The organism is Lysobacter zhanggongensis (assembly GCF_046638635.1).
Taxonomy (GTDB): Bacteria; Pseudomonadota; Gammaproteobacteria; order Xanthomonadales; family Xanthomonadaceae; genus Novilysobacter; species Novilysobacter luteus.
Map to the genome: position 1 here is coordinate 1 of NZ_JBJXHK010000148.1, position 2,366 is coordinate 2,366.

At 69.8% G+C, this 2,366-nt stretch carries 4 protein-coding genes; all 4 read left to right on the forward strand.

Annotation, left to right across the window (positions count from 1 at the left end; genetic code table 11):
- Positions 1–413, forward strand: a 413-nt coding sequence (minC, locus tag ACKVMH_RS13255) for a septum site-determining protein MinC (protein ID WP_412700633.1), incomplete at its 5' end; no start/stop codon positions are given.
- Positions 414–492: 79 nt separating this feature from the next.
- Positions 493–1,302 carry a septum site-determining protein MinD gene (gene minD, locus ACKVMH_RS13260; RefSeq protein ID WP_215218431.1) on the forward strand — a complete coding sequence of 270 codons (810 nt, stop codon included), beginning with the start codon at positions 493–495 and terminating at the stop codon, positions 1,300–1,302.
- A 3-nt stretch (positions 1,303–1,305) separates the two neighbouring features.
- Entirely contained in the window at positions 1,306–1,581 is a 276-nt protein-coding gene (gene minE, locus ACKVMH_RS13265) for a cell division topological specificity factor MinE (RefSeq protein ID WP_215218432.1), read from the forward strand.
- Between the two features lie 35 nt (positions 1,582–1,616).
- Positions 1,617–2,120 (forward strand): hypothetical protein, encoded by a 504-nt coding sequence (locus ACKVMH_RS13270; protein ID WP_412700634.1) that lies wholly within the window; start codon positions 1,617–1,619, stop codon positions 2,118–2,120.
- Positions 2,121–2,366 lie beyond the last annotated feature (246 nt).

Below are 2,366 nucleotides of genomic sequence, written 5' to 3' on the forward strand. Positions count from 1 at the left end.
CCGCAGTCCCGCGCACCGCCTCCGCACCGCCGCGCGAAGCCCCGCCGCCACCGGCCCTGGTGACCGCCACCGGCGCCAGCCCCGGGCTGGTCCACGCCGCGCTCGTGCGGTCGGGCCAGCAGCTGTACGCCGACAACCGCGACCTCACCATCCTGACCGCGGTCGGCGCCGGCGCCGAAGTCATCGCCGACGGTTCGGTCCACATCTACGGTCCGCTCCGCGGCCGCGCGCTTGCCGGCGCGCAGGGCAACGGGCAGGCGCGCATCTTCTGCCGCGAGTTCCATGCCGAGCTGGTCGCCATCGCCGGCCACTACAAGGTGCTCGAGGAAATCCCGAAGGACCTGCGCGGTAAGGCGGTGCAGGTCTGGCTGGAGGACGGCCAACTGCACATCGCCGCGCTGGACGCCACCTGACGCGGCAAAACGGGCATCCTGTCACGCGGGATCCGTCACACCCCCATATGCAACACCCCAATCTCCGGAGGATCAGAACTTGGCCGAAATCATCGTAGTCACGTCGGGCAAGGGCGGCGTCGGCAAGACCACGACCAGTGCCTCCCTTGCCTGTGGCCTCGCGCGCCGTGGCCACAAGGTGGCCGTCATCGACTTCGACGTCGGCCTGCGCAACCTCGACCTGATCATGGGTTGCGAGCGACGCGTGGTGTACGACTTCGTCAACGTGGTCAACGGCGAGTCCACGCTCAAGCAGTCGCTGATCAAGGACAAGCGGTTCGAGAACCTCTACGTCCTTGCCGCGTCGCAGACGCGCGACAAGGACGCGCTGACCAAGGAAGGCGTGCAGAAGGTCCTGGAGGACCTGGCCGCCGACGGTTTCGACTACATCGTGGCCGACTCCCCGGCCGGCATCGAGAAGGGCGCCTTCCTGGCGATGTACTTCGCCGACCAGGCCGTCGTGGTGGTCAACCCGGAAGTCTCCTCGGTGCGCGACTCCGACCGCATCCTCGGCCTGCTGGCGAGCAAGACCCGCCGCGCCGAGAACGGCGAGCGCGTGAAGGAGCACCTGCTGCTGACCCGCTACAGCCCCAAGCGCGTGGAATCGGGCGAGATGCTCAGCGTCGGCGACGTCGAGGAAATCCTCGGCCTCAAGACGATCGGCGTGATCCCCGAGTCCAGTGACGTCCTGCACGCCTCCAACAAGGGCGAGCCGGTGATCCTCGATGCCGACTCCGACGCCGCACAGGCGTACGACGACGCCGTTGCCCGCCTGCTCGGCGACACCCGCCCGATGCGGTTCGTCCTTCCCGAGAAGAAGGGCTTCTTCAGCAAGATGTTCGGAGGTTAGGTCATGGGCATGTTCGACTTCCTGCTGGCCAAGAAGCAGACCGCGTCCGTCGCCAAGGACCGCCTGCGGATCATCGTCGCGCACGAGCGCGCGACGCGTGGCGGCCCCGACTACCTGCCGATGCTGCAGCGCGAGCTGCTCGAGGTCATCCGCAAGTACGTCAGCGTCGATGCCGAGGCGGTCAAGGTCGACCTGATGGGCGATGGCGACAACAAGGTGCTGGATATCTCCGTCGCCCTGCCCGAGGCGGGCGACACCCGCGCCGTCGCCAACGGCTGAAATCGCCGGGGCGCGGCACGCGCCCCGGTCGCTCGATGCTCACCCTCGCCGACATCGGCTTCGCCGCCCCGACCGCGTTGCTGGCCCGCTATGGCCTGGCGCTGGTCCGGGTGGCCGATGGCGCGCCGATCCCGGGCAGCTACTGGGGCGAATGCGAGGCCGGCATCATCGGTACCGACGTGTACGCCCGCGACGACACGCCGGTGCACTCGATGCTCCACGAGGCCTGCCACCTCATCGTGCTGCCGCCGGAGTGCCGCACCGCGGTGCACACCGACGCCACCGACTCGATCGAGGAAGAGGACGCGGTCTGCGTGCTGCAGGCGCTGCTCGGCGACCAACTGCCCGGTGTCGGCCGCGCACGCGTGCTCGCCGACATGGACGCGTGGGGCTATACGTTCCGGCTCGGATCGGCCAAGGCCTATTTCGAGCACGACGCCGGCACCGCCTGGGACTGGCTCGCGGCCCGGGGCCTGGCCGACGCCCAGCGGCGTTGCGCGCTGCTGCCTGCCCCGCCGATGGAAACCGCGGTCGCCTGACCCGCGTCACGTAGGCCAGGCCTGTCCTTCCGGGCCTCGCTTGCGCCTTCACCGGACGCCCTCTAGCCTTCGGAGGTTCGGCGCGACACGCGCCCGCCATAAGGGAGAGACCCGATGAAACCCGTTCGCGCCTTGCTTGCGCTCAGCATCACCGCGGCCGTCGTCGGCCTCGCCGCCTGCGACCGGGCGCCCACCCCGGGCACCGACCGCGCCGCCACGCCCGCCGCCGCCACCGCGCCGAAGGAC

What these genes read in the sequence shown, in the direction of transcription:
- minE (WP_215218432.1), top strand. Translation starts at nt 1,306, where the DNA reads ATGGGCATGTTCGACTTCCTGCTGGCCAAGAAGCAGACCGCGTCCGTC.
- ACKVMH_RS13270 (WP_412700634.1), top strand. Translation starts at nt 1,617, where the DNA reads ATGCTCACCCTCGCCGACATCGGCTTCGCCGCCCCGACCGCGTTGCTG.